The organism is Acinetobacter sp. YH16032, assembly GCF_013417345.1.
Taxonomy (GTDB): Bacteria; Pseudomonadota; Gammaproteobacteria; order Pseudomonadales; family Moraxellaceae; genus Acinetobacter.
Window position 1 is genome coordinate 19,796 of the sequence record NZ_VPEE01000005.1, and the last position, 23,118, is coordinate 42,913.

General features: G+C 39.9%; 20 protein-coding genes, 2 pseudogenes and 1 riboswitch. Of the genes and pseudogenes, 7 read left to right on the plus strand and 15 right to left on the minus strand.

Features of this window, described 5'->3' with window-relative positions; genetic code table 11:
- The 4 genes and pseudogenes from FTV32_RS17730 to FTV32_RS05415 all read right to left on the minus strand — a co-directional run.
- A pseudogene (locus FTV32_RS17730) lies at positions 1-180 on the minus strand (helix-turn-helix domain-containing protein); the annotation flags it as partial.
- A gap of 107 nt (positions 181-287) precedes the next feature.
- Positions 288-1,416, minus strand: a pseudogene (locus tag FTV32_RS05405) (sigma-54-dependent transcriptional regulator); the annotation flags it as partial.
- 17 nt (positions 1,417-1,433) lie between these two features.
- A complete protein-coding gene (locus FTV32_RS05410; protein WP_092767336.1) occupies positions 1,434-3,005 on the minus strand; it encodes a PAS domain-containing sensor histidine kinase in 1,572 nt (523 codons plus the stop codon).
- 18 nt (positions 3,006-3,023) lie between these two features.
- Positions 3,024-3,659 carry a response regulator gene (locus FTV32_RS05415; RefSeq protein WP_092767334.1) on the minus strand — a complete coding sequence of 212 codons (636 nt, stop codon included), beginning with the start codon at positions 3,657-3,659 and terminating at the stop codon, positions 3,024-3,026.
- Between the two features lie 217 nt (positions 3,660-3,876).
- Here FTV32_RS05415 and FTV32_RS05420 point away from each other — a divergent pair, with 217 nt between their 5' ends.
- The gene (locus FTV32_RS05420; RefSeq protein ID WP_180028165.1) at positions 3,877-4,938 is read left to right on the plus strand and encodes a serine hydrolase; all 1,062 of its coding nucleotides are present in this window, start codon (positions 3,877-3,879) and stop codon (positions 4,936-4,938) included.
- 48 nt (positions 4,939-4,986) lie between these two features.
- Here the strand turns inward: FTV32_RS05420 and thrC are convergent, their stop codons facing one another.
- From thrC to xerD, 4 genes are all read right to left on the minus strand, one after another.
- Positions 4,987-6,126 carry a threonine synthase gene (gene thrC / locus FTV32_RS05425; protein ID WP_092767330.1) on the minus strand — a complete coding sequence of 380 codons (1,140 nt, stop codon included), beginning with the start codon at positions 6,124-6,126 and terminating at the stop codon, positions 4,987-4,989.
- A gap of 60 nt (positions 6,127-6,186) precedes the next feature.
- Entirely contained in the window at positions 6,187-7,491 is a 1,305-nt protein-coding gene (locus tag FTV32_RS05430; protein ID WP_035263907.1) for a homoserine dehydrogenase, read from the minus strand.
- A gap of 124 nt (positions 7,492-7,615) precedes the next feature.
- Positions 7,616-8,431, minus strand: a complete 816-nt coding sequence (locus tag FTV32_RS05435) for a DsbC family protein (protein ID WP_180028166.1) — start codon at positions 8,429-8,431, stop codon at positions 7,616-7,618.
- A 109-nt stretch (positions 8,432-8,540) separates the two neighbouring features.
- A complete protein-coding gene (xerD, locus tag FTV32_RS05440; protein ID WP_180028167.1) occupies positions 8,541-9,458 on the minus strand; it encodes a site-specific tyrosine recombinase XerD in 918 nt (305 codons plus the stop codon).
- A gap of 170 nt (positions 9,459-9,628) precedes the next feature.
- Here xerD and FTV32_RS05445 point away from each other — a divergent pair, with 170 nt between their 5' ends.
- The 5 genes from FTV32_RS05445 (at position 9,629) to ftsW (ending at position 14,719) form a co-directional block, all read left to right on the plus strand.
- Positions 9,629-9,880, plus strand: a complete 252-nt coding sequence (locus tag FTV32_RS05445; protein ID WP_092767423.1) for a FeoA family protein — start codon at positions 9,629-9,631, stop codon at positions 9,878-9,880.
- Positions 9,877-11,733 (plus strand): ferrous iron transport protein B, encoded by a 1,857-nt coding sequence (gene feoB, locus FTV32_RS05450; protein WP_092767324.1) that lies wholly within the window; start codon positions 9,877-9,879, stop codon positions 11,731-11,733. Before FTV32_RS05445 ends, feoB begins: the two co-directional genes overlap by 4 nt.
- Before the next feature lie 24 nt (positions 11,734-11,757).
- Positions 11,758-12,006 (plus strand): DUF6587 family protein, encoded by a 249-nt coding sequence (locus FTV32_RS05455; protein ID WP_035263913.1) that lies wholly within the window; start codon positions 11,758-11,760, stop codon positions 12,004-12,006.
- A 150-nt stretch (positions 12,007-12,156) separates the two neighbouring features.
- The gene (murD, locus tag FTV32_RS05460; protein WP_180028168.1) at positions 12,157-13,512 is read left to right on the plus strand and encodes a UDP-N-acetylmuramoyl-L-alanine--D-glutamate ligase; all 1,356 of its coding nucleotides are present in this window, start codon (positions 12,157-12,159) and stop codon (positions 13,510-13,512) included.
- Positions 13,513-13,522: 10 nt separating this feature from the next.
- Positions 13,523-14,719: a putative lipid II flippase FtsW gene (gene ftsW, locus FTV32_RS05465; RefSeq protein WP_035263915.1), complete on the plus strand. Its 1,197-nt coding sequence runs from the start codon at positions 13,523-13,525 to the stop codon at positions 14,717-14,719.
- Between the two features lie 16 nt (positions 14,720-14,735).
- Here ftsW and FTV32_RS05470 read toward each other — a convergent pair whose 3' ends face one another.
- The 7 genes from FTV32_RS05470 to FTV32_RS05500 all read right to left on the minus strand — a co-directional run bounded on the left by FTV32_RS05470 (position 14,736) and on the right by FTV32_RS05500 (position 21,426).
- Complete coding sequence (locus tag FTV32_RS05470; protein ID WP_180028169.1) at positions 14,736-14,990, minus strand: zinc-ribbon domain-containing protein; 255 nt, start codon at positions 14,988-14,990, stop codon at positions 14,736-14,738.
- Between the two features lie 79 nt (positions 14,991-15,069).
- Positions 15,070-15,933: a tRNA glutamyl-Q(34) synthetase GluQRS gene (gluQRS, locus tag FTV32_RS05475; RefSeq protein ID WP_257227592.1), complete on the minus strand. Its 864-nt coding sequence runs from the start codon at positions 15,931-15,933 to the stop codon at positions 15,070-15,072.
- Between the two features lie 59 nt (positions 15,934-15,992).
- On the minus strand, positions 15,993-16,514 hold the full coding sequence (dksA, locus tag FTV32_RS05480) for an RNA polymerase-binding protein DksA (RefSeq protein WP_035263919.1): 522 nt from the start codon (positions 16,512-16,514) through the stop codon (positions 15,993-15,995).
- A gap of 206 nt (positions 16,515-16,720) precedes the next feature.
- A complete protein-coding gene (cpdA, locus tag FTV32_RS05485) occupies positions 16,721-17,527 on the minus strand; it encodes a 3',5'-cyclic-AMP phosphodiesterase (protein ID WP_180028171.1) in 807 nt (268 codons plus the stop codon).
- A 3-nt stretch (positions 17,528-17,530) separates the two neighbouring features.
- Entirely contained in the window at positions 17,531-18,157 is a 627-nt protein-coding gene (locus FTV32_RS05490) for an NUDIX domain-containing protein (RefSeq protein ID WP_180028172.1), read from the minus strand.
- Between the two features lie 73 nt (positions 18,158-18,230).
- Entirely contained in the window at positions 18,231-20,126 is a 1,896-nt protein-coding gene (thiC, locus tag FTV32_RS05495) for a phosphomethylpyrimidine synthase ThiC (protein WP_092767314.1), read from the minus strand.
- A gap of 87 nt (positions 20,127-20,213) precedes the next feature.
- A riboswitch (TPP riboswitch) is annotated at positions 20,214-20,333 on the minus strand.
- A 40-nt stretch (positions 20,334-20,373) separates the two neighbouring features.
- Positions 20,374-21,426, minus strand: a complete 1,053-nt coding sequence (locus tag FTV32_RS05500) for a hypothetical protein (protein ID WP_218947367.1) — start codon at positions 21,424-21,426, stop codon at positions 20,374-20,376.
- Between the two features lie 279 nt (positions 21,427-21,705).
- Here FTV32_RS05500 and FTV32_RS05505 point away from each other — a divergent pair, with 279 nt between their 5' ends.
- The gene (locus FTV32_RS05505; RefSeq protein ID WP_092767312.1) at positions 21,706-23,046 is read left to right on the plus strand and encodes a TolC family outer membrane protein; all 1,341 of its coding nucleotides are present in this window, start codon (positions 21,706-21,708) and stop codon (positions 23,044-23,046) included.
- The last annotated feature ends 72 nt before the right edge of the window (positions 23,047-23,118 follow it).

Consider the following 23,118-nt stretch of genomic DNA (forward strand, 5'->3'; position numbering starts at 1 on the left):
TTATTCATCTTCAGTATCTAAACCAAATTTTTTTAAACGATATCGTAATGAGCGGAATGTCATTCCTAATTTTTTGGCGGCTAGGGTTCTGTTCCAATGCGTTGAGTTTAACGCATTAATTAAAACTTCTTTTTCTACTTTCTCAAGGTATTGTTCTAATCCCTCTTCGGGCAAACCTTTGGGTGTCTGAGAAGGTAAATCAGTAGTTCCTTCAATTTGACTATTTGGTTGTTGTGCTAAAGGTGGGGATGTTAAGCCTAATGAAGGGCTTTTAACATGCTCGACGGCTATGAGCTTATCATCGCAAAGTGTAAGTGCACGCTCGATGATATTTTTAAGTTCGCGCACATTCCCTGTAAATGGTTGTTGTTTAAGGAATTGTATCGCCTCTTGAGACAGTTGAGGGGCTTCAATACGCCATTCACTACTGATTTTATCAATAAAATGTTGAGCTAGAACAGGAATATCTTTGGGTCTATCGCGGAGTGGGGTAAGACGTAAATCCATCACATGAATTCTAAAAAATAGATCTTGTCTAAATTTGCCTTGCTGAACCAATTGCTCAAGATTTTGATGGCTTGCACTGACAATCCTAAAATCAACATCAAGCTCTTTATCACTGCCAATCGGACGGATTTTCTTTTCTTGAACTGCTCTCAGTAATTTAGCTTGCATGGCGAGTGAAAGCTCTGCAATTTCGTCTAAAAATAATGTTCCACCGTCAGCTGTTTGAATTAACCCTTGTTTGTCTTGGTCAGCACCCACAAAACTGCCTTTGATATGACCAAATAATTCACTTTCCATCAGGTCTTCATTCATCGCACCACAATTGATCGCGACAAAGGCATGATCATGACGATTACTGAGTTGATGAATAAGATTCGCAACGATTTCTTTACCAGTCCCTGATTCACCTGTAATAAAGACGGGTGCTTGTGATCGTGCTATTTTTTTGATTGCTGTACGAAGCTGTTGAGTTTGTTCTGAGACACCAATCAGCAGTTGTTCCTCAAGTGGAAGCTGATTGAGATCATCATCCACTGCAGGGGTATGTAATGCTTTCTTAAGCAATTGATGCAAATGTTGTTGATTAATGGGCTTACTGACGAAATCGAAAGCGCCTGCTTTTAAAGCGGAGATTGCCAACTCCATATTGGCATAGGCGGTCAGTACCGCGATGGGTGTCTTCGGATAGTGCTGGGTGACGTATTTAACTAAATCGATGCCATTGCCATCTGGTAAATTGAAATCGGTGATACACGCATCGTATTTATATTCGCTTAGAAAATGTAGCGCTTGTTTCAAATGATGTGCCATATGCGTTTTAATGCCCATCCGAGAAAGGGTCATTTGCATCAACATACATAAATCAGGTTCATCATCGACTAAAAGTACTAAAGGTTGTTGCTTTACCATAACCTGATCTTATCCATCTAAACGTCTGTCTTATGGCATGTAATACGAAAACATGCACCTTGCTGTTCTTGCTCGATATAACTCAATTTTGCTTGGTTAGCTTCACAAATACTTTGTGATAAATATAATCCTAAACCAGTTCCATTGGTTTCAGTACTAAAAAATGGTTGAAATAATTGAGATAAATCATGTTGTTGGATGCCTTTGCCAAAATCGATAACATCAATAAAAATTTGATTTTCTGAACAACTGCTTCTGACAAAAATGTACTCTGCGGTCGGATCATTATGACGAATAGCATTGCGAATTAAATTAATCAGAACTTGTCGCAGTTGGATTTCATCAAAATAAACTTCAATATTGGCTTCAAGCTGTAATTGGATATGAGAACTGATATCTGCTAAATCTTGTTGAATAAGATCATGCATAAACTGCTCAAAATGAATCAGTACACTGGCAGTTTTTTTATTCTTTGCCATATCCAATGTGTCTTTGATGATTTTATCAATACGTTTTGCTTGCTTAGCAATCATTTGATTGAGCATACGTTTTTGTTCTTCATCCGAATCATCATTAAGTTCATTGGCTTGTACGATTGCTGCTAAAGGATTACGTATTTCATGTGCAATGCTGGCTGATAATTGACCAAGAGAAGCTAATTTCATTTGTTGAACTTTCTGATTAAGCTTTTGCGCATCTTCCAAAATTAATAGCGTGAGTGCTTGTTGAGGTGTAACCAGTTTTTGAATACGAATATCAACCGTATAGGATGATTGATGTGATTCAAATTGAAAGCGCTCTCCATGAGCAACTAATGTGTTTTTGAGAATTTCATAGAGATCTGGTTGAAAATTTGCAAGATTATATTGTTCATGAGCATAGAGTGGCGAAATACCGAGTAGTGAACATGCAGCAGGATTGCAGACGATAATTTTACAGTGATCATCTAAGACCAGATAACCAACTTCGATTTGCTCAAGAATATAACGATTAATATTTTGTAATTTAAAGAGTTCGTTAGCTTGATGTGTATTGACCGATTCGAGTACTTGAAACCGTTGTATTGATACTTGACCAATACCATGAACCACAAAAAATAAAAAGGCAAGAAAGGCACTGTCACCAATATTATTTAGACTTTCAATGGAGAACAAACTACCAAAAAACTGTTGATATACGACCCCAATCACCGCGACCAATGTGATGAATAAGGCTTGGTTTTTACTGAGTAAAAAATTTGCTGCAAAGACGGAAATGACAAACAATAACCCAATTGCGATATTGGGACCACCGAGTGCAAAAGTAAGCGTATTTAGAAAGAGCAGATCAACTGCAAATAAGGTGATAATTTGTTTAGAAATAGCTTGTGGTAAGTATTTTAAAACGATCGTTTGTACGATGCTGCTTGCAACATAAAGGAGTAAAGCGTAAAAATAGATTGATTCGTATTGATAAAAATAACGTTCAGAATCAATCGTCAGTAGGAATATGAGCGTTAAGCTTAGGGCGATAATGATACGATAACTTGAATATAGTGTTCCAAGACGGTAGATCGTTTGGTAAATAGAAATTGAAGCAGCAGACGTCATTGGAATACTCAGATCAAATTAAGGCTTAATCAAACCATAACGAATTGCCAAATGCGTCAGTTTGACATCACTATCGATTCCTAATTTTTCAAATATACGATAGCGGTAGGTATTCACTGTTTTTACGCTAACAAAGAGTTTGTCTGAAATTTCTTGGGCACTAATACAATTCACAACCATCATCGCGACTTGCATTTCACGTTCAGAAAGTGCGTCAAAAGGAGAGGTTTGTGTATCAGATAAATAAGAACTCGCAAGCTGTTCAGCAATATCTGCACTGAAGTATTTACCACCTTGCATGACTTTATTAATTGCACGCACCATTTCTGTGATCGGAGCTCCCTTCGTGATATAACCACGAGCCCCCGCTTTTAACAGTAGTGATGGATAGGGTTCTTCCGCTAGGCCACTGACGGCGAGAACTTTAGTGTCAGGTGCTGTTTGTAATAAACGGCGAGTGGTTTCTACGCCACCGATACCAGGCATATTCACATCGAGCAAGACGACATTAGGGTGGTGTTGACGAACAAGACTAATTGCTTCTTCACCGGACTCTGCTTGACCAATGACTTGAATATCTGCTTGATCTTCAAGCATACGACAAATACCTGTACGAACTAACTCATGGTCATCTACCACTAATACCGTGATCACAAACACCTCCTCTGAAATCTATTCTTACTTTTTTGTTACATGATGCAAAAATTGCTTGCATTGGACTAACAAAAATAGCAATGCTATTCCTAATCTTTACTAAAATACTGTGCATAATCACGTGGTTTAATATTAATCACGTTTGTACCTAAATGTAAGTCATATTTGAGGTGATTAGCAATGATGCAAAATGCCTCCGTAAGATGAGTAAGTTATCGTGAAAAAACAGAAATTAACGCTAATGCATGTGCTGACTACATCAGTACTACTCTCTATGAGCTCATTGAGCTTTGCAGAATTAATTAATCATGCTAATTCTGCACCGGGGCAGGCGAGTATCAGTTGGTCATCTGAAGATGCAAGCCAATTCTTAAATAATGATAGTGTCAAAGCTTCTACTTCCTCTTCAGAAGAGTATACACCTCAAGCAACGACCACGATTACAACAACAATTCGTAAATCTACAGGCCCTGCGACCTCAACATCACCAACTACGCAGATTCTTGATAACAGTCGCTATAGTAATCAACCTTCAGTGAACGCGCGTGCAGCGTTGGTCATGGATGCAAATACAGGTGAGGTCTTATTTAGTAAGAACACGAATACTGCTCTTCCGATAGCGTCTGTTACAAAGTTAATGACAGCTGTTGTGATCGCAGATGCACAATTAAATATGTCTGAAAATATTACGCTGCAAAGCATTGATTTTGCAGGTGCGGGTGGTAAAAACTCAAGCTCGACATTGCGTGTAGGTGACACAATGAATCGTGCTGAAGCCTTATTATTCGCTTTAATGAAATCTGAAAATCCTGCAGCTGCGGCTTTGGCTCGAACATATCCAGGAGGTCGTGCGGCTTTCGTCTCTGCTATGAATAATAAAGCACGTGCCTTAGGGATGCATTCATCTAAATTTACTGAGTCTACAGGTCTAGATCCTCGCAATGTTGCTTCTGCGCGGGACTTGGGTATCTTGGTGAGTACCGCATCACAGTACGGTCTTATTCGTCAATTTTCTACGACGCCAACTTATGATTTTAACCTCGGTTATCGTGTGTTGAAATCGAACAACACGAACTCTCTCGTTCGTAACGGTGGCTGGAATATTAACATTTCAAAGACGGGATTTATTAATGAGGCTGGGCGTTGTGTGGTGATGCATACGACTTTGAATAATCGTCCAGCTGTAGTTGTGCTTTTAGGAGCAAGCAATACTCAAGCTCGTAATGATGATGCTGTTCGCTTAATGCGTTGGACCAGTCAGTTACCACGTGCGATCTAGACCATAAATAAAAAACCCTGCATATGCAGGGTTTTTTATCATGCAATCTTACATATTAGACAAAATTGAATCGCGTACTTGATCCATCGTTGCATCTATTGAAAGCATGACTGCATCAGAACACTGTTTGATAGCAGTATCAGGATCTTTAAGACCATTACCTGTTACAGTACAAACAATGACTGAGCCTTCAGCAATTTTGCCCGCTTTAATATCGCGGATTGCACCACCAATCGAAGCTGCAGAAGCAGGCTCAACAAATACACCTTCATACATAGAAAGCAAACGTTGAGCTTCTAAGATTTCAGCATCTGTTAATTCATCAAACCAACCTTGAGAGTCACGTACTACCGCTTTCGCATGGTTCCAGCTTTGTGGGTTACCAATACGGATTGCTGTTGCAACAGTTTCAGGGTTTTGAACAGGTGCACCACGTAAGAATGGTGCTGCGCCAGAAGCTTGATAGCCAACCATCGTCGGTAAACCTTCAGGTTTAGGACCAGTGAACTGATCAGTTTCAGCATCATAAATTACTTGCTCAAATTGATCCGCAGGTTGGTTTGCAACAGCTTCAGTATAACCCATCCAGTGTGCAGTGATGTTACCTGCGTTCCCTACTGGTAAGCAGTGATAGTCAGGTGCACGACCTAATTCATCAACGATTTCGTATGCAATCGTTTTTTGACCTTGCAAACGGTAAGGGTTGATTGAGTTTACGATAGTTACAGGTGCTTGGTCAGCAACTTCTTTAACAAGGCGCATACCGTCATCGAAGTTACCACGAATTTGCATTGTGATCGCACCATACATCATTGCTTGAGCCATTTTACCCATTGCAATTTTGCCTTCTGGAATTAAAACAAATGCTTTAATACCAGCGCGAGCAGCATAAGCGGCAGCGGCAGCAGAGGTATTACCTGTAGATGCACAGATAATCGCTTTAGAGCCTTCTTCAACAGCTTTAGTGACTGCCATGGTCATACCACGGTCTTTAAATGAACCAGTCGGGTTTAAGCCTTCGTACTTCACATAAATTTCAACATTTTTGCCAATTAAACGTGGAATATTCGCAAGCTTAATCAGTGGTGTATTACCTTCGCCTAGGGAGATTGCACGAGTAGTTGCAGACACTGGTAAACGGTCGCGATAACGGTCAACTAAACCAGTGTAACGATTGGCATTAGACATGATGATGTTCCAATTGTGTGTAGAGCTGGAGAGGGCAGCAGTACCCTCTACCCGAGATGATTAATTATCAAGCGATTCTAAACGAATTCGTACAATTTCGCCATGGATGACGGGTAATGCTTGAATTTGTGAAAGCGCTTCATCCATTTTTGATTCAACAATAGGATCTGTCAGAATCACGATAGGAATAAGGTCTTTTAAGCGAGGTTGCTGCATAATGGCATCAATACTGATTCCTGCACGACTCAAGATCGTAGTAACTTCAGCAAGTACGCCTGTTTGATCTTCAGCATTAATACGGATGTAGTAACCCGTTGTCATTTCTTCACGACTTAGAATTGGTAAGTCTGTGAGTGCTTCAAATGCTAATTGTGGAATAGTTCCAGCACCGTCTTCAGTATAAGAAATGTCACGAACGATATCGACAACGTCAGCGACTACGGCAGAAGCAGTTGGACCAGCACCAGCACCAGCACCATAATATAAAGTTGGGCCGACTGCGTTCGCTTGTACGAGAACAGCATTTTTAACGCCGTTTACATTTGCGATCAACTGGTCATCTGGAATGAGCGTTGGGTGAACACGTAGTTCAATGCCTTTTTCTGCACGACGTGCAATACCTAAATGCTTAATACGGAAGCCAAGATCTTCGGCGTACTTCACATCTTGAGCAGTAACTTTGCCTATTCCTTCAGTAAAAACTTTATCAAATTGAAGTGGAATACCAAATGCACAAGATGCAAGAATGGTTAACTTGTGAGCAGCATCAATCCCTTCTACATCAAAAGTTGGATCTGCTTCAGCATAGCCAAGTTCTTGCGCTTCTTTCAAAACGTCCGCAAAAGCACGTCCTTTTTCACGCATTTCACTTAGGATAAAGTTGCCTGTACCATTAATGATGCCTGCAAGCCACTCGATTTTATTGGCAGCTAAGCCTTCACGAATTACTTTGATAATTGGAATACCGCCAGCAACAGCTGCTTCATAGGCGATCTGCACAGCATTGTCTTCAGCAAGTTTAAATAATTCGTTACCATGTTCAGCTAAAAGCGCCTTATTGGCAGTGACAACTTGTTTGCCATGAACAATTGCTTCTTTGATGACTTCATAAGCAGGGTGAATACCACCCATGACTTCAACAACAACATCAACATCAGGTTGACGAACGATATCAAGAAGGTCGGCACTTTGTTTAACTGAGTCTGGAAGATTTAAATCTGGGCGAGGGCGACGAGTACCCACATAAGTAATTTGAATTTCACGACCGGTGCGACGTCTAATTTCAGCAGCGTTTTCTTGTAATAGTTTAAGGGCACCACCACCTACGGTTCCTAGACCGAGTATTGCCAGACGAACTGGTTTCACGTCACACTCCAAAAAATATGTAAAATTTTATTGAACCTAGATCATAGCTAAAAAAAGAGGCAGACTCTAGGGTCAATCGAGTTAAATATTGATGTATAAAAAGCAGTAATTTATCTCATAAATATTAGTTATTTAAGCTACGTAGTATTTCATCTGCTGTCATGTATCCACCAAGATAAACACCTTCTGAGCTGTAAATTGCAGGTGTTCCATTTACACCCATTTTTAAACCCATTTGGTACTGATCTTTAACAGGATTTTCACAGTTGGTATTGTTTAATTGTTGACCTGAAATAGCTTGATCAAATGCAGTTTTACGATCTTTACTACACCAGACACTTTCCATTGCTGGGAAATACTGTTCTCCACGTGGCCACGCGATATAACGAACTTCAATTCCTTTAGAATTGATTTCATCCATATGTTCATGCAATTTATGGCAGTAAGGGCAGCTGATATCTGTAAAAACGTAAACGATATGTTTGGTTTTAGATTTAGCTGGATAAATAATGAGATCTTCAGCTTTTAACTGGCTTAGTAATCCTTTACTCAATGCCGACTGGAAGGATTGTCCAATATCTTCAACTTTTTTATTACCTAAACGTAGTAAATCACCTTGGAAAATATATTGACCATCTGCAGTAGTGTATACCGCAGTCATACCCTCTAAATTGACCCAGTAAAGATTTGGTACTTCGGTTGGTTTAATCTCGATAATTTTGGCATTGATATTGGCAGTTTTAAAATTTTTCTCTAACTTTTGAATCAAGCGTTGTTGCGCATTTCGCTCAGTTAAATTTGATGCTTGGCCCGTTGCTGGTGCAGTTGCCGTTAAAGTCCCATCAGATTTTTGCGTGTCTTCAGATTTGGAGCATGCACTGATAAAAAGCGTCGTTGCAAGGGTAGAAGCGAATAAAATTTTCGAACGGGTAAATAACATAAACAACCCTTTTAAAGTTTTCAGCATTATTTTTACTGTGCTAAGCATAACAAAAAATATTCTCAAATCGTAAATTATAGCTTAGTGCTACAAAATTCAGATCGATGACTTAGCCACGGGGATGATGCTGAGCATGAAGTTGTTGCATGCGAATTTGTGCAACATGCGTATAAATTTGTGTTGTCGATAAATCACTATGCCCGAGGAGCATTTGTACCACTCGGAGATCTGCACCGTGATTGAGCAGGTGAGTTGCAAAAGCATGTCTTAATGTATGGGGGGATAGCTCTGTCGCTATACCTGCTTGGAGGGCATAACGTTTGATGGCATACCAAAAGTTTTGACGGCTCATAATCCCGCCATGTTGGGTCAGAAATAAGTAATCTGTAGCACTTTTATAGAGTTGTGGACGAGCTTCTGCTAAATATTTTTCAATCCATTCCACAGCAATTTGCCCCAAAGGAACTAAACGTTCTTTATTTCCCTTGCCCAAGATTCGCAAAAAACCCTGATTGAGATTGATGTGATCTATTCTTAAATTAATCAGTTCGCTCACGCGTAAACCACAAGCATAAAGGACTTCAAACATCGTGCGATCACGCAAGCCTAACGCTGTGTTTGTATCTGGTGCTTGAATGAGTGATTCAACATCTTGCTCAGATAAATCTTTAGGTAACGCTCGTCCTAACTTGGGTGTTTTATGTGCGGCTATAGGATTATCTGTTCTTAAATTTTGCTCTCTTAAAAATTTATAGAAAGACCGAAGTGCCGATAAAGTGCGAGCAATTGATCGAGGACTTTTCCCTTGTTTGGTGAGCTCAATCAGTACATCTGAAATATCATCATGTGACCATAAGGTCATGGGGCTGATTAACAGAGTACTGCATTGGACTAAATCTGTGAGATAGGCATTTCGGGTGTGTGGGCTAACAGACTGAGCGATTAAATAATCTCGAAATCCGTGTAAGAACGAAAGTTGTTCTGGAATTTGAATGGGTGCAGGAACTCGAGGTTTCTTATTAATCATAGGGATATTCGATTGGGAAATTCGATTGATTTAATTGAGATTATCTAATGTAGTGTAATTTTCTATGCATGTCGATGTGTTATAAGAAGATGCGAATCATTCTTGATGAGAGTGCAGTAATAATTCTCATTTGTATGTATACTGTTCAAAATTTTTTAGGGTTAGGTACGGTGCGTTTATCTGATTTGAAAGTCAAACAATCTGCCATCATTACGCAAGTGCATCGCACTGTAGATGGTACTTCTACAGATATGGTGGCAAGTCGTTTAGAAACGCTAGGATTTGTTTCCGGAACTAAAGTACAAGTCATTACGAAAGGACTGTTTGGCGGTGATCCAATTCTCATTCAAGTGGGTTTTACTCGCTTTGCCTTAAGAAAAAATGAAGCACAAAAAATTGAAATAGAAGGAGTGTCGGCATGAGCGATGCGTTGCGTGTTGCCCTTGTTGGTAATCCTAACTGTGGTAAAACTTCATTATTCAATCATTTGACTGGAACACGCCAAAAAGTAGGTAACTATGCAGGTGTAACCGTTGAGCGAAAAATTGGTCACTTCACGCTAAACTCAGGTAAAGCGGTTCGTGTTTTAGACTTGCCAGGGACGTATAGTTTAGACGCAACTAGTCCAGATGAAGAAATCACCCGTGATGTTGTTTATGGGAAAATTGCGGAAGAAGGTCATCAAGATGCATTTTTATGCGTTGTTGATGCAACCAATCTGAAGTTGCACCTTGGTTTAGTTTTGGAGTTGATCCAATTGGGTCGTCCAATGCTACTCGTACTTAACATGATGGATGAAGCTCGTCGCCGTGGAATGCAAATAAACACCCAAAAGCTTTCTGAGCGCTTAGGCATTCCAGTTGTAGAAACGGTTGCTGTGCGTCGCTCAGGTATTGAAAACCTGATGAATGCGCTAGATCATGGCAAATATGCTGTTCCTCAAACTGAGCTGACAGGTTTGAAAGGATCTGATCACGACAAAGTTGAAGCGATTGTCAAAGATGCCGTTCAATTTGTTGAATTTGATGATAAACGTTCAGTTTTTCTCGATAAAATCTTTCTGCACCCAGTACTTGGTCTATTCAGTTTAGCGGTGATGATGTTCATCATTTTCCAAGCAGTTTTTGCTTGGGCGGCACCCTTCATGGATGGTATTGAGACGTTCTTTGGCTGGTTGGGTGAAGTCGTTGGTGAGAATATTGCACATCCATTACTCAATAGTTTAGTGGTTGATGGAATTATCGCGGGTGCAGGTGGTGTAGTTGTCTTTTTGCCTCAGATTCTCATCTTATTCTTCTTTATCTTGGTGCTTGAAGAATCAGGTTATTTACCCCGAGCGGCATTCTTACTTGATAAGTTGATGTATAAAGCAGGTCTTTCGGGACGTGCATTTATTCCATTACTGTCGAGTTTTGCGTGTGCAATTCCTGGAATCATGGCATCACGGACTATTAGTGATCCAAGAGACCGTTTGACCACGATCTTTGTTGCGCCATTGATGACTTGTTCAGCTCGTTTACCCGTCTATGCGTTGTTGATTGCAGCTTTTGTGCCTTCTCAAACGGTTTGGGGACTATTTAACCTTCAAGGTTTAGTGCTGTTCGGTCTATATATGGCAGGGATTGTGAGTGCACTGATCGTATCGTTTGTGTTGAAGTTTTTCCAAAAAGATAAATCTCAACATATGTTATTGATGGAACTTCCAAGCTATCGTTTTCCAGATTTGAAAAACGTGTGGATTGGCTTGCTTGATCGAGCAAAAATCTTTTTGAAGCGAGTCGGTGGAATCATCTTTGCGCTTTCTATTTTATTATGGTTCTTGTGCACATTCCCACAACCACCAGAGGGTGCAACATTACCTGCGATTGATTATTCATTTGCGGGGATGTTAGGTCATTTGATGCAACCAATCTTTGCGCCATTAGGCTTTAATTGGCAGATTTGTATTGCTTTAATTCCAGCCATGGCTGCGCGTGAAGTTGTCGTTGCTGCTTTAGGCACCGTGTATGCTTTGTCTGCTGTTGATGAGGATGCGATGTCGGAAGGCTTGGCATCACTGATTAGTAGTGGTGGGGATTTGGGCTGGTCTTTAGCAACAGGATTATCACTTTTGGTCTGGTTCATTTATGCACCACATTGTTTGGCGACATTAGCGACAGTGAAACGCGAAACAGGTTCTTGGAAGACAGTTGGCTTTATGACCGTCTATTTATTTGGTTTAGCGTATTTTATGTCGTTTTTAACCTATCAAGTCGCGACCAGCGTGTTAGCTTAAATCTGAAGAGTTGAGGAGACTGAGATGATTGAAATTCTAATTATTACGGCATTGGTCCTTTGGAGTGCATTGGTCGTATTCAAAAAGGTTTTTCCACAGACGTCAAATTCAGTCTTTATGAAACTGTCAGATGCCACGGAAAGAAAAGGGTGGAAGGCACTATCAAAGTGGCTTAAACCCAAAATGACTGCTGGTTGTGGCGGAAATTGCGCTTGTCCTGTTTCAGACAAGGAAACACCCAAGTTAAACCCTCAAGCTGTGAAATGGAAGTAGTTTACTTCAATAAGAGAACCGCCTAAATTGGCGGTTTTTTTACGCATGGACACAAAATAATGTCAAGATTATGAAATCAAAAAAAGCATTCAAAGCAGCAAAGTGCTAACATTTCGGCAGTTTCTAATTAGACTAAAATATGGGGCAGAAATGTTAATACAGCGTGGTGGATTAAAAGTTGTCGCAGGACTCGGAATTTCGGGTGTTGCTGCGGTAAATTTTCTACATGAAAAAGGCTATCACGTTGCAGTAACAGATTCGAGGACCTCTCCACCTGGACATGATCAAATTCCACCTGAAGTCCAAACTAGCTTTGGGAAATTTGACGAAGAAATGTTGTTGTCTGCTGAGGAAATTATTATCAGTCCAGGGCTTGATCCTAAACTGCCAGTGATTCAAACAGCACTTGCACAAGGCATTCCTGTTGTCAGTGAAATTCAAATTTTACGACGTGCGACTGAAAAGCCTATTGTTGCAATAACAGGTTCTAATGCAAAAAGCACAGTGACCACCTTGATCGGCTTAATGGCGAAATATGCAGGCAAAAAAGTCGCTGTAGGGGGGAATTTAGGACGTCCAGCCTTAGATTTAACCAAAGATGATCCAGAGCTATATATCTTAGAACTATCCAGTTTCCAATTAGAAACTACATCGAACTTAAATGCTGAAGTTGCTGTCGTCTTAAATATGAGCGAAGACCATCTCGATCGTCATGGTGATATGATGGGATATCACACTGCCAAACATCGTATTTTTCAAGGTGTCAAGAAAGTGGTCTTCAATCGGGATAACTCTTTGACACGTCCTTTAGTACCTGATGCAACGCCAATGCAGAGTTTTGGGCTCAATGCACCAGATATGAATCAGTATGGTGTACTCAGAGATACTGATGGTACGATGTGGCTAGCAAGGGGGCGTGAACGTTTATTGAAAAGTTCTGAGATGTATATTCAAGGGACACACAATGTCGCAAATGCACTTGCGTGTTTAGCTTTAGGTGAAGCGATAGGTCTACCATTAGAGGTTATGCTGGAAACTTTGAAAACCTTCAAGGGGTTGGAACATCGCTGCGAATTTGTTAAAGAAGTGCAAGGTGTTCGTTATTATAACGACTCAAAAGGTACAAATATTGGGGCAACCTTAGCAGCATTAGACGGCTTAGGTGCGGCGATCGCAGGACAGAAAGCTAAAGTTGCCATCATTTTAGGTGGTCAAGGTAAAGGGCAAGATTTTACTGCTTTAAGAAAATCATTAACGGAATTTGCAAAACTCGCGGTACTCATTGGTGAAGATGCGCCAGTGATTGAACAAGCAATTCAAGGCACAACCAAAATTCTTCACGCTACGTCATTGGAAGAAGCAGTAAAATTATGCCAAGCAAATACACAGCAACATGATGTGGTATTGCTTTCGCCAGCATGTGCAAGTTTTGATATGTTTACTGGCTATCCACAACGCGGACATCAATTTGTTGCTTGTGTGAATGCGCTGCACGAAGAACAATAAGGACCAAGATATGGCTGAGTCAGCTCAGACAACGATTGATAAAGTGAATAAAATTTACCAACGTTGGTTACCACGTATTCCAAGTGAAATTACATCAAGGAATGTTCTAATTTTTTGTGTGATTGCACTGCTCTGTATTGGAACGGTGATGGTTGGTTCAGCTTCTATGCCTTACGCAGAAAGATTGCATGAAAATCCATTCCACTATGTCATCCGCCATGCCATATCCATCGTGGTTGCGTTTGTCGCAGCAATTTTGGTTTATCGTGTTTCGTTAAATACCTGGTTTAATAACACATTTCCGTTATGGATGATGACTATGGCATTGCTTGTCGCGGTGTTATTAGTCGGTTCGGAAGTGAACGGTTCGACGCGTTGGATTCGAATCGCAGGATTTACCTTCCAGCCTACTGAAGCTGCGAAAGTGATGATGGCTATTTTTACTGCAGATTATGTTGTCCGTCGGGCAGAAGAAGTGCGGAATAATGTGAAAGGGCTAGCACGATTAGCAACAGTAATGCTATGTACAGTTGGTTTGATTATTGCTGAACCTGACTTAGGTGCAACGGTAGTGGTTGCCTTAACGATGTTAGGGGTGTTCTTTCTTGCAGGTGCACCACTAATCCAGTTTGGTATTGCATTGGGTGCCATTATCATGGCATTTGTAGTGCTGGTTGTGTTCGAGCCTTATCGTTTCGAGCGTTTAATGTCTTTTACCAATCCATGGGCAGATCCTTTAGGTTCTGGTTATCAGCTTTCAAATGCGCTTATGGCCTTTGGACGTGGTGAATGGTTAGGGGTAGGCTTAGGCCATAGTATTCAAAAAATGTCTTATCTCCCTGAGGCGCATACGGACTTTATGTTGGCTATTTTGGCAGAAGAGTTCGGTTTCATGGGCATTACGGTTGTTCTCGCACTGTCATTTCTTATGGTGGGTGCGTGTATTCGAATAGGGCATCGTGCCATTCAGCATCAATTTTTGAGAGCGGGTTATTTGGCTTACGGGATTAGCATTATTTTTGTTCTGCAAATTATGGTAAATGCTGGCATGAATATGGGGCTGCTCCCAACTAAAGGTTTAACTTTACCATTTATTAGTTATGGTGGTTCATCTCTGATTATGTGTGCTGTCATGGTCAGTTTAATGCTGAAAATTGAAGCAACAACCCAAGAAAAGAATCAGGCCAAGGAAGTATCTAGCTTTTAAGATACACGATTGTATCTTAAGCATTCAAATCTGATGATGGTGGGGTACTATTTTGCTGCAACACCATCGTTGGCATATGTGTGCCACAGTTTAAACAGGTGACTTGACCAGATTTGGGTTTTGATAGTGGAATCAATGGAATAAAAAATAAAGAAAAATAATTGCGTTGTTGTTTAATTTCATAATTGCTATATGTACGACAGACTGGGCATAGAAATTGCCCCTTTTTCGTTTTGATGGTTTTAGGTCCTACCCCAAAAATAAAAAACATAATGAACTCCTGATTAATCTAGCTAAATGGAATTCAAAAACATTTTCAGCTGAATAACAAGCATGATTCTGTATGGACACTATTCAAAAACACCTTGTATGGTGGTGCCAACTGGAATTTTCTTACGATCCCATTGTTGAATTGCCTGTAGAAGCATACGATTTGGTTGATCTAGATCAACTGGATCTTGTCCTAATGCGTGAATAGCTTTGTTCAAGAGTTGGGGGGCTTGGGTGAGATCAAGTGCTACAGCTAAATTTTGCTTAGAAAGCTTTGTACCATCTTTATTCATTGCTAGGGGCAAATGCATATACTGAAGTTCAGGGTAGCCCAATAATCGCCCTAACCAAATTTGTCGTTCAGTGTTATCCAGCAAATCAGCACCACGCACAACATGAGTCATTCCTTGTAGATAATCATCCACAACCACGGCGAGCTGATAATTAATAATACCGTCGCGACGTTTAAGAACAAAATCTCCTAATTCATTGGTCAAATTAGAGCAATGCTGACCTTGTAAAAGATCCTCAAAACAAATCAACTCGTTTGATGTTTTAACCCGAATGGCTTGTTGATCGTGTGGTAGTTTTAAATCGCGGCAAGTACCGCTATAGATATGATTAGAGCCTAAGATTTTTCGTGTACATTGGCAGGCATAGGTGAGGTCATGTTGCTGAAGATCATTTAAGACAGATTCATAGATGTTTAAACGGTCTTTTTGAAAGATAATTTCGTCATCAAACTCGAAACCGAAAGCTTCAATACATGACAAGATATGTTCTTCACTACCAGGATATATGCGAGGGATGTCTGTATCTTCAATTCGTACAACCCATTTGCCTGCATGAGATCTTGCTTCACAATAGCTTGCAACAGCTGTAATGAGTGATCCAAAATGAAGAGGGCCGGTTGGCGATGGCGCAAACCGACCCACATAAGCCATCCTGTTGTCCCCCTCCTTTATCAAAGGAGGGGTTAGGGAAGGATTATTAAATAACATGATTAACCGTTATTTTGTTTCTCTTTAATTTCAGCTAAAGTTTTGCAATCAATGCAAAGCGTCGCTGTTGGACGAGCCTCTAAACGACGTAAGCCAATTTCGATCCCACAGGTTTCACAGAAACCATAGTCATCATTTTTGATTGCTTCGATAGATTGTTCAATTTTGCGAATTAACTTGCGTTCACGGTCACGAGTACGAAGCTCAATCGCAAACTCTTCTTCTTGCGTTGCACGGTCATTTACATCAGGCAATGCAGTATTTTCATCTTGCATTGTATTTAATGTTCGATCCACTTCTGACATTAACTCGTCTTTCCATGCCAATAAAATTTGACGGAAATGCTCAAGTTGACCTTCAGACATGTATTCTTCATTTTTTTTCGGCTGATAAGGCTCGATGCCAAATAGACTCGCTGTAGTACCGCCTTCGGAAGTCTTTGGCTTGGTCTTACGCACGCGTTTTACTTTTTCAGCAACTACGTTGTTTTCTTCCAAGACTTGATTTTGGTTGTCATTCGCCATAAAGGGCATTCCTCATCATATGCGTGTTTGCGTACGCAAAAAATATGGTGATATGCAAGTGTTTTTATCGCTTCCGATAGATTGTTGCTATCGGGGGCGTCATCATATAGATTTTTTATCAAAGATGAAAGCTATGAATATCTGTTTTGGACTGTTCAGATTCCATTCGGACAGATAACTTAAACCAAAACACTTTAAAAGAAAAGCTAATAACCTGAAATTTCTTTATTAATATTTTGCACGAAATTTTGTAGGCGATGAACACGTGTTTCAAAGCTACCGTCAGTTTTCAGTAGTAGGCTGCGATAGCCTGGTGCAAGGTCATCAAAGGCAAAATCTTCAGTCTTTGGTTTAAACTGAACGGAGGTGGAGGGCGTTGATAAAAATTGAATATTTTTCCAAACATTCAACGAATCTTGGTGCACATGTCCAAAGATCACTGCTTGAATGTGTTGATACTCTGCCATGATCTGGGTCAATTGATCTGAATTTTTTAAGATGTGTCGATCAATCCACTTGGACTTCATTTCAAGTGGGTGATGATGACACGCCAAAATGACAGGGTGATGCTGTGTTTCCTGAAGAATCATTGATAAATGATTCAATTGTTCTGCTTTAATCCAACCATCTACTTTGTGGGGCACAGCACTATTTAATAGGACGATTTTCCACGTTTCGAAAGTTAACACGGCCGGTATAGGATCAGGCGCTGCAAAAGGAAAATATTCGGCATCATCATGATTCCCTGGAATTTGATAAAACGGAATATTCAAATTTTTCATGAAACTCAAATATCGCTGATAAGTTGCCTCATGTGGTACCTGTGCCAAGTCACCTGTATGAATAATCGCATCAATGTCTTGATAGCGATTTAAAATATCATTGATCACTGCATGAAAACTTTGTTCAGGATTTATCTGAACAAACGGCGTGTCAGGATGATCCATGAGATGAGTATCGGTAATTTGGATAATGAGCTGATCATTTTTATTCTGTTTGATTAAAGGCGTCATAAATTACCTCAGCGCTATAGAGGTAGTGGCAATGTGCTGTTTGAGCCATTGCAGAGCCATGATGACAGGTGCATTACACAATCGTTTGGATGCCAATAATGGTTCAAGATCTGAATAAGCTAAGATATGCAGTTGGATATTCTCACCTTCATCTGGCATACCATGAATACCGCCTTGCTCAGGAAGATCTGCTTCTGCAACATACAAATGAAAAACTTCATCGCACGCACCAGCAGAAGGGTAGAAGGTAAATAAATGTTCCAGATTACGAATTTCACAACCAGATTCTTCTAAACTCTCACGCTGAATACATGTTTCAGGTGATTCATCGCCATCTAATACGCCTGCAATGATTTCTAGTTGCCATGGGGAGATAGGATCATCGATTGCGCCAATTCGGAATTGTTCAATCAGTGCAAAGCGCTTGAGTGCATCATTGTAGATGAGTACACCAGCAGCTTCTTTTCGAAGCACTAATTCACGATGAATTGTTGGGGTATAAGTATTCTCACCAAATAAACGATGTGTGATGCTCACTTTCTCTATACGAATGAATCCTTGATAAAGGGATTCGCGAGAATGGACCTTAAAATCTTTATTATTGTAAGTAGCTTTTTCAAGAATTTTCATTCGTATACGTTAGGACAAAAATTTATTTCATCCTAACTGAGATTGCATTAAAGAAAAACAGATTTTTTAATTTTTACAGCTTCTGATACAACTTTTGTCCTTGCTTATGATACTCATTTTTCATCGCGTTGAGACCTGATTCAATCTCTTGATTTAACTTGAGATCTAGATTATCAGACTGTTGATTTTGAGCGTATTCACGCACATTTTGGGTAATCTTCATTGAGCAAAATTTAGGTCCACACATCGAACAGAAATGCGCTGATTTATGTGCCTCTTTAGGCATAGTTTCATCATGCATACTACGTGCCGTATCAGGATCTAAACTTAAGTTAAATTGATCTTCCCAACGAAACTCAAAACGGGCTTTTGAAAGCGCATTATCACGGACTTGAGCACCTGGGTGTCCTTTGGCGAGGTCTGCAGCATGTGCTGCAATTTTATAGGTGATAATGCCATCTTTGACGTCCTTTTTATTGGGTAGACCTAAATGCTCTTTAGGTGTTACGTAACAAAGCATCGCTGTTCCATACCAACCGATCATGGCTGCACCAATTGCTGAAGTAATATGATCATAACCAGGTGCAATATCTGTTGTTAATGGTCCTAATGTATAAAAAGGTGCTTCTTTGCAAACCTCAAGTTGTAAATCCATATTTTCTTTAATCATATGCATAGGAACATGACCAGGACCTTCAATCATGACTTGCACATCGTGTTCCCAAGCTCGATGGGTTAATTCTCCTAATGTACGCAGTTCGGAAAATTGGGCTTCGTCATTGGCGTCTTGAATGCACCCAGGGCGTAAACCATCACCTAAGCTGAATGAGACATCATAGGCTTTCATGATCTCGCAGATTTCATCAAAATGGGTGTATAAGAAATTTTCTTTATGATGTGCAAGACACCACTGTGCCATGATTGAACCACCGCGTGAAACGATGCCCGTTAAGCGATTGGCTGTGAGAGGAACATAGCGCAATAAAACACCAGCATGAATCGTGAAGTAATCAACCCCTTGCTCAGCTTGTTCGATTAAAGTGTCTTTAAAAATTTCCCATGTAAGATCTTCTGCGATTCCATCCACCTTTTCTAATGCTTGATAAATCGGAACAGTTCCAATAGGTACAGGGGAGTTTCGAATAATCCACTCGCGTGTTTCGTGAATATTTTTACCCGTAGATAAATCCATGATGGTGTCAGCACCCCAACGTGTTGCCCATGTCATTTTTGCCACTTCTTCATCAATGGATGAACCCAGTGCTGAGTTGCCAATATTGGCATTGATTTTCACTAGGAAATTTCGTCCGATAATCATCGGTTCGAGTTCAGGGTGATTGATATTGGCAGGAATAATGGCACGACCTGCTGCGACTTCTTGACGTACAAATTCTGGTGTAATTTCTAATAAGTTTTTTGCACCAAAGTTTTGCCCAACATGTTGGCGAGTATCCACACCTTCACGTTGTTTTTGATTCTCTCGAATCGCAATGTATTCCATTTCAGGCGTGATAATACCCTGCTTAGCATAATGCATTTGCGTAACGTTATGTCCTGGTTTAGCTCGACGAGGTTTCTGGATATGTGCGAAACGAATGCCAGCTGTACGAATATCTTGAAGACGTTCTCGCCCAAATTTTGAGCTTAATGTCGCGAGTTGTTCTGTATCTGCGCGCTCTTCAATCCATGTATCTCTGAGGTTTGGTAGGCCTCGATTTAAATCAATTTGAATCTCAGGGTCGGTATAAACACCTGAAGTGTCATACACCAAAATGGCAGCATTATACTCACCGCCTAAGCCCGTTGGTGTATCGGAGAGTGCAATTTCACGCATGGGTACGCGAATATCTGGACGAGAACCTTGAACATAGACTTTTTTTGACGCTGGTAAAATGCGGGTGAGATCTTGAGCATCTTGCTCATGTTGAGCAGAGAGATCTGTATTTGAAAGATTCGTTAATTGGTTCATTGCAATGATCCTTATGAATGATATCAACGAATCAAGCACGATCAAAAACGGTGGCGGAATTATCCTGAATGAATAACCTAGAACAAAGTTTTTAGATGGCTTGATTCCTACGCAGGTATTAACCTGATCAGGTTCAACGGTACTCACCATCAAAACAATGTTTTAGGTGATCTCAGCGAGTTATTACTCGCGCTCCGTCAAGCGATGCCAAAATATTAACATATAAAGTCAGATTAAAGTCATCAGACTATGATGCATAACAAATTGCGTCTTTAAAGCAATTACGACGATTTTCAAGATCAACAGTTTTTAAGTTTAAATAGTGACTTAGCTGTATAAGAACTTGCGGATTTTGATCAGTCTGATTTGAAGTTAATTTACTTTTTTGTTGTGAATCCAGTTCGATAAATTTTAAGAAAAGTCTCGCTTGATCTGCTAAACGACTATTTTTCATATTTGCGAGTTGTTCGATTTCAGCTAAAGCATCGGGTGCAATTTCAACACGTCCTTCAAAATCATGAGAAACAGGATCATGTTTGAGACCTTTAAATAATAGATTTGAATAAAAATGATAAAGGTACTCTGCATCTAAACGGAAACTGCTTTGAGGGTATTTTTTTAGATAATTTTCCCAATACTGGGCACGTCTAGAAATCTCTTGTGCTTCAAGATGAAAATGAGGATCTTCAAATTGTGCTTGCTGATTTTGTTCAGCAAGTTCTTGCATAAATGCTTGTTCTGCCTCAGGGAAATAGGGGGCAAATACTCGTGCTAAATAATATGGGTTTCTTTGATAGGTTGCTTGGTGGTTAATATCGACGAGATCAATATACGCTTGACCCTTATGCCGAAGTAAATATTGATCTCGTGGATGTAATTTTTCAATTTGTGATTGTTGAATCGTTGGAAATTGCGACTGGTCATGAGCATATAAATCAAAAGCTTTCTGCTGATCAGCTGATCGATCTATACTTAAGAAATTTCTATACATGATGTCTGCCAAACCGATCAATTCTTTCTGTTCCTGAAATGGCATTAAGGGAAGACAAAGTCGAATATCTTGATTGATTTGCTCAATGGCGAATGTAGTCCGTTGAGCAGTTATCCCGAGCATTTCTTTTTTGAGTTTTTGACAAATGAGGTTGAGATCAGGTGTGGTGTTCTGGTTTTGAGTTGGGTTTGGAGATTCAGTAGGTATTTCTTCGGAAATCGGTTTTTGACACGCAGTTAAGCCAAGACTTACGACCATAAGAGTCAATAATTGACGAATAGGCTTAAACGTGAGCAAAAATGACTTCATTGAGATATCAAAATACAGTTAAAGTGTGAAATGAGGCGCAAATAGATTTTCACTTATTTTAAAACCGTACAGTGAAATTTATTGTAGTTGCTTCGCAATCAAGCGTTAAAATAATGTATGAAAAACATACATCAATGTGCATAATTCAAAATAATTCTCCGGATTAAATGAAAAAATAATAAAATTGATACGTAAAAAGTTCGATTAAAGATTATATTTGCAACATCCTATTCTAATTACTTGTTATTCAAATGCTTAAGGTGCTGTGAAGTCATTATCATGAAAAAAACTCTACTTGCAGTCAGTTTAATTGCGCTTAGCCCGATGAGCTTTGCATTGAACCTCGTTGAAGCCTATGAGCGAGCAAAGCAAACCGATCCAAATTGGCAAGCCAACGTTTTGCAGTATGAGGCTGATCAGTTAAATATAGGTTTAGCAAAAGGTAATTTGCTGCCGACAGTAACTGTTTCAGGAAATGTGACGCGTAAAAACCAAGATGTAAATCGTTCAAGTACAGAATCGAATCCTTTTTTTAATAGTTCTGACCTGTTGGCATCGACATCGACCACTCGTCAAATTGCGATTACTGCACGACAACCCATTTTCAGAATGGATGCTTGGCAGGGATATAAACAGGTAAAAACCTCAGTTCAACTGAGTGAAGTCACTTTAAAACAGCAACAGCAACAACATATATTAAATGTCTCTGAAGCTTATTTTAATGTACTACGTCAACAGGCTTTAACGCTCACTAACGCTCAAGAAGAAAAAGCATTATTCGAGCAGCTCAATATGATGAATGCCAAACTCAAAGAAGGTTTAGTTGCTGAAAGCGATGTCAGCGAAGCGAATGCACAATATCAAAATGCGCGAGCAAATCGAATTGCGACAGGTGTTCAATTAATCTTGGCACAAGAGCAACTTGCTCAGTTGATTGGACCTTACCAAGAAAAGCTCGCTGTTTTAAGTGATGATTTCGAGTATCAAAAGCCTGTACCGAATATCATGAGTGAATGGACCAAATTGGCTCAAGAACAGAATCTTGAAATTCTACAAGCGCGTTTGCAACGTCAATATGCCAATGATCAGCGACGTGTAGAGCAAGCGGCGCTTTATCCTCAAGTTGAAGCAGTAGCCACTTATGGTTATAGTGAACAGTCACCACAAACAGCTATATCAAGTGATGGGAAATTTGATCAGGTGGGTGTAGAAATGAACTGGAATGCCTATACCGGTGGACGAACTAAAATTAATATTGATAAAGCGACAAAAAATGTTGAAAAGTCGGAACGCCAATTAGAAGCTGCGATACGTAAAGCAACCACAGATGCTAAAAAATCTTACCTACAAATTGATATGGATAGTGCTACATTGCAAGCGCGCAAAGCTGCCATGGATTCTTCCGCATTAGTCGCGAAAGCATCCCAAGCTCAGTATGATGAAGGGCTTAAAAGTATGGTTGATGTGTTGCTTGCACAAAGAAATGCTTTTGCAACGCGATTAGATTTTGTGAATGCTCAATATGATTATGTGTTGAATGTGTTGAGGTTGAAGGCTTCTGTGGGTCAATTGAATGAAAATGAGCTTCGTCAAATGAATGCATGGTTAGTTGAAAAATAGAATAAATTGATTGTTTTGTCATCAAATATTCACAATTGATATGCTTTAATATGGCAAAAATTTCAATCAATT

Excerpts from the sequence above, each read along its gene's own strand:
- FTV32_RS05410 (WP_092767336.1), bottom strand. The coding sequence starts at position 3,005 with ATGACGTCTGCTGCTTCAATTTCTATTTACCAAACGATCTACCGTCTT.
- thrC (WP_092767330.1), bottom strand. The coding sequence starts at position 6,126 with ATGTCTAATGCCAATCGTTACACTGGTTTAGTTGACCGTTATCGCGAC.
- FTV32_RS05435 (WP_180028166.1), bottom strand. The coding sequence starts at position 8,431 with ATGTTATTTACCCGTTCGAAAATTTTATTCGCTTCTACCCTTGCAACG.
- xerD (WP_180028167.1), bottom strand. The coding sequence starts at position 9,458 with ATGATTAATAAGAAACCTCGAGTTCCTGCACCCATTCAAATTCCAGAA.
- feoB (WP_092767324.1), top strand. The coding sequence starts at position 9,877 with ATGAGCGATGCGTTGCGTGTTGCCCTTGTTGGTAATCCTAACTGTGGT.
- FTV32_RS05455 (WP_035263913.1), top strand. The coding sequence starts at position 11,758 with ATGATTGAAATTCTAATTATTACGGCATTGGTCCTTTGGAGTGCATTG.
- murD (WP_180028168.1), top strand. The coding sequence starts at position 12,157 with ATGTTAATACAGCGTGGTGGATTAAAAGTTGTCGCAGGACTCGGAATT.
- ftsW (WP_035263915.1), top strand. The coding sequence starts at position 13,523 with ATGGCTGAGTCAGCTCAGACAACGATTGATAAAGTGAATAAAATTTAC.
- FTV32_RS05470 (WP_180028169.1), bottom strand. The coding sequence starts at position 14,990 with ATGTTTTTTATTTTTGGGGTAGGACCTAAAACCATCAAAACGAAAAAG.
- gluQRS (WP_257227592.1), bottom strand. The coding sequence starts at position 15,933 with ATGGCTTATGTGGGTCGGTTTGCGCCATCGCCAACCGGCCCTCTTCAT.
- dksA (WP_035263919.1), bottom strand. The coding sequence starts at position 16,514 with ATGGCGAATGACAACCAAAATCAAGTCTTGGAAGAAAACAACGTAGTT.
- cpdA (WP_180028171.1), bottom strand. The coding sequence starts at position 17,527 with ATGACGCCTTTAATCAAACAGAATAAAAATGATCAGCTCATTATCCAA.
- FTV32_RS05490 (WP_180028172.1), bottom strand. The coding sequence starts at position 18,157 with ATGAAAATTCTTGAAAAAGCTACTTACAATAATAAAGATTTTAAGGTC.
- thiC (WP_092767314.1), bottom strand. The coding sequence starts at position 20,126 with ATGAACCAATTAACGAATCTTTCAAATACAGATCTCTCTGCTCAACAT.
- FTV32_RS05500 (WP_218947367.1), bottom strand. The coding sequence starts at position 21,426 with ATGAAGTCATTTTTGCTCACGTTTAAGCCTATTCGTCAATTATTGACT.
- FTV32_RS05505 (WP_092767312.1), top strand. The coding sequence starts at position 21,706 with ATGAAAAAAACTCTACTTGCAGTCAGTTTAATTGCGCTTAGCCCGATG.